4 protein-coding genes are annotated in these 3234 nt (G+C 66.5%); 2 read left to right on the top strand and 2 right to left on the bottom strand.

Translation table 11 applies throughout. The features are described from left to right. Together AB0I42_RS37170 and AB0I42_RS37165 are read right to left on the bottom strand one after the other, a co-directional pair. A partial coding sequence (locus AB0I42_RS37170; RefSeq protein WP_357544470.1) for a glycogen debranching N-terminal domain-containing protein occupies positions 1 to 1143 on the bottom strand: 1143 nt, incomplete at its 3' end. Further along, positions 1140 to 1517, bottom strand: a complete 378-nt coding sequence (locus tag AB0I42_RS37165) for an SCP2 sterol-binding domain-containing protein (RefSeq protein ID WP_357544469.1) — start codon at positions 1515 to 1517, stop codon at positions 1140 to 1142. The genes AB0I42_RS37170 and AB0I42_RS37165, both read right to left, overlap by 4 nt. Before the next feature lie 209 nt (positions 1518 to 1726). Between AB0I42_RS37165 and AB0I42_RS37160 the strand changes: the two genes are divergently transcribed. After that, complete coding sequence (locus AB0I42_RS37160) at positions 1727 to 2104, top strand: SCP2 sterol-binding domain-containing protein (RefSeq protein ID WP_357544468.1); 378 nt, start codon at positions 1727 to 1729, stop codon at positions 2102 to 2104. Next, the coding region (locus AB0I42_RS37155; RefSeq protein WP_357544467.1) for a glycogen debranching N-terminal domain-containing protein at positions 2101 to 3234 on the top strand (1134 nt) is incomplete at its 3' end. The genes AB0I42_RS37160 and AB0I42_RS37155, both read left to right, overlap by 4 nt.

The raw sequence follows: 3234 nt of genomic DNA, 5'->3' as shown, positions 1-3234 counted from the left end.
CGCCGCGCGCGCCTCGTCCTCGAACTCGCGCACCACCGCGGCGTTTCCCGTCCACCGCTCGTACTCGTCGAGCAGGATGACGTAGAGCGGGGTGTTGTCGGCGGCGCCGAAGTAGGGCGATGTGGGATTTTCTTCAAACGCGGTCAGCTCGCCGTAGCGGAACTCGCGCAGGATCTTGCCCGGCTCCTCGTCGCGGAAGTCGTCGAGCACGCTGCCCTGGTAGATGCCGAGCATTCGCAGGGTGTTGACGGCCATGTCCGGTGTGAACGGCAGGACCTGCAGACTGGTGAGGATGGGGTCGCGGCCGGTGAGGGTGGCGTTCCACGGCAGACCCGCCGCGGGCAGCGGCTCGGTCGGTAGCGCCAGCGGCGAGAACTGCAGCGCGGCAAGGTCGACCAGGCTGCGCTGGTAGGTCCGCTCCAGTTGCTTCCAGTCGCAGCTCAGCTGCGGAGCCTTGTCGAGCCACTGCCGCAGGTCGTGTTGGAGCCTTGCCGTGTCGCGTTGCTGGCGAGGGGGAGTCAGGTGTTCTCGCATGTCCTGACCGTCGGGATGCAGCACCAGCCCCCGGACGTGCAGCATGGTGGTCCACTGCCCGTGGGGCTCGATCCGGATGTGGTAGGTCAGCCCCCGTTGGTCGACCTGCGCCGGCTCGGTCGTGGAGATCACCGTCTCTAGCCGGAACTTCTCCCGCACGTAGCCGAGGTGCAGGCGACCGTTCTCGACGCGTTGGTAGAGCCGGCCGGCCGGCGTGCGTTCTTGTCTGATTATGTACACGGAGCTGAAATCAGAGCCGGCGTCCACCCGGACGGTGAACTCGGCCGGTTCCCCGGAATGGTTGAGCACTGTCAACCGCTCCTCGAAGCTGTCGGCCACCGCCCGTTCGCGGATCACCGAGATCTTGGCGTCGACGTAGTGTGTCGGGGCCCCGGGCACCAGGAAGAACCGCGCCTCGAAGTACGACGGGTCGTCCATCGCCAGTGTGCTCACCCGTTCGCCGTTGATGGTCAGTCGCCACAGCGAGAGGAACCGGGTGTCGAATGAGAAGTAGCCGGTCGGGACGTTGGGCGTCGACTCTATGTCGCCGCTGTCGTCGCTCAACACGGAGATGTTGCCGTCCAGGATTCTGACGAGATCGGTTTTCATCCCTGCCTCCCCCGGTCCCGGGCGGCGATCCGCGGGTGACGCGCGTTGGGCGGCGGCGCGAAGAGCCGCTCCAGCAAGCTGACGAGCCGGAGTTGTCCTTTGAGCGTTATGTCGTTCCTCAGCCACGCCGGGTGCGGTTTGGCTTCGCCGCGGACCATCCGGTCGAAGAAGGCGTCGTCGGAGCGGATGACGGTGTCGGCGGCGCGGTTCTGCTGTGACACCCGGACGACGCCGCCGCGGATCTCCACGAACCAGTGGTCGACGTCGTGGTCACGCTCGAGGTCGAACCGTATGGTGCCGTTCGTCTTCTTCAGCAGGCGTTCGTGGCCGTGTCGTTCGAGCGCTTTGAAGAACTTCCTGGTCGCCTCCGACATGGCACCACCCCCGTAGAAATCCGCCGGACCACGAGCAGCATCATTCGCATCAGGGTGGGTCGGCCTCACCCGGAACGGATGAACCTGGACTGCGGTCGCGAGCGGCGCGGGGAAATTCACCCGATCCAGGTGGTGCGGCAGGGCCTCGCTCCGGGGCAGGGTGGGTAGGCGGCTCATCCGGGCTCGGCGCGCATCGGAGGGAGGCGGACATGTCGAATCCCACCACGAGCTTCTTCCAATCCCTCGCCCGTCGCGGGCACGAAACCCTCCTCGAGGACGCCACCGGGACCATACGGTTCGACCTCACCCACGAGCAGGGCGTCGACCGCTGGTTCGTGGCCATCGAACGGGGCGATATCCGCGTCTCTCGCGATGGAGGCAAGGCCGACTGTGTATTCCATGGCAGCCGGGCGACCTTCGACCGGATCTTGGCTGGCCAGTCACAGATGTACCCGGCATGGTTGCGCAACGACATCACGACGGAGGGTGATGTCCGACTGGGCCGCCTCTTCGTTCGGCTCATGCCGGCGCCGCCCGAAGCCCATCACCCTCGGGATTTCGGCCGCGAACGGAGACGTGCGGCATGAGCGACGGCCTCGTCCGGCTGCTGGACGGCAACACGTTCGTCGTCAGTGAGGAGACGGGCGACATCGACGCGTCTCCCACCATCCCGACCGGGTTCTTCTCGTTCGACACCCGATTCCTGTCGAAATGGATCCTGTCCATCAACGACGAGCGGGTGAACGTGCTCACCGTCGAGGAGGTCGAGTACTTCGAGAGCCGCATGGTCGTCGTCCCGACCCTCCCCGCTCCACTCGTCGACATCGGTGTTTCGGCCATTCGCGACCGCTCCATCGGCGGAAGCTTCATGGAGCAACTGACCGTGATCAACCACGAACCCAAGCCCGTCGACCTGCGGATCCGGATCGACGTCGACAGCGACTTCGCCGACCTCTTCGAGATCAAGGACGTGCGGAACAAGAGCGGGACGTACTACACCCAGGTCGACGGCGGGCGCCTACGTCTCGGCTATCGGCGGGAAGCGTTCTGTCGGGAGACCCTGGTCTCGTCCACCGTGCCGGCCCGAGTCGACGAGCAGGGGCTGACATACCACGTTCGACTCGAACCGCACGGTCAATGGACCACCGACCTGCACGTGCAGGCGCTGGGCCTGGGCGGGCGCGACCTTCGCAAGAGCCTGGAGGGCAGACCCGGTCGATCCCGAGCGCAGATCCGGCAGGACCTGGCCGGCTGGCTCGCGCAGGCACCCCGCCTCACCTGCGACTCCCCCACGTTGGGAATGACCTACCGACGCAGCCTGGCCGACCTCTCCGCGCTGCTTTACGCACCGCTGACCGCCAGCGGACACGCCATCCCCGCCGCCGGCCTACCGTGGTTCATGGCGATCTTCGGCCGGGACAGCATCCTCACCAGCATCCAGGCACTGCCGTTCGCGCCCGACCTCGCCGCCACGACGCTATACCAGCTCACCGTGCGACAGGGGGCCGTCCTGCACGACTTCCGCGAGGAGGAGCCCGGGAAGATCCTCCACGAGCTGCGGTACGGGGAGACGGCCGCATTCGAGGAGCAGCCACACTCGCCGTACTACGGTAGCGCCGACTCCACTCCTCTCTTCGTCATCCTGCTCGACGAGTACGAGCGGTGGACCGGCGACGCCACGCTGGTCCGGTCTCTCGAACGTCCCGGGAGAGCCGCC

The sequence above is a fragment of the Polymorphospora sp. NPDC050346 genome (genome assembly GCF_040655695.1).
In the GTDB taxonomy this organism is placed as follows: Bacteria; Actinomycetota; Actinomycetes; order Mycobacteriales; family Micromonosporaceae; genus Polymorphospora; species Polymorphospora lycopeni.
The sequence above is the reverse complement of the archived record's forward strand: the minus strand, read 5'-3'. Positions and strand labels throughout refer to the sequence as shown.

Coding starts and splice junctions, on each gene's coding strand:
- AB0I42_RS37165 (WP_357544469.1), bottom strand. CDS start 1,517: ATGTCGGAGGCGACCAGGAAGTTCTTCAAAGCGCTCGAACGACACGGC.
- AB0I42_RS37160 (WP_357544468.1), top strand. CDS start 1,727: ATGTCGAATCCCACCACGAGCTTCTTCCAATCCCTCGCCCGTCGCGGG.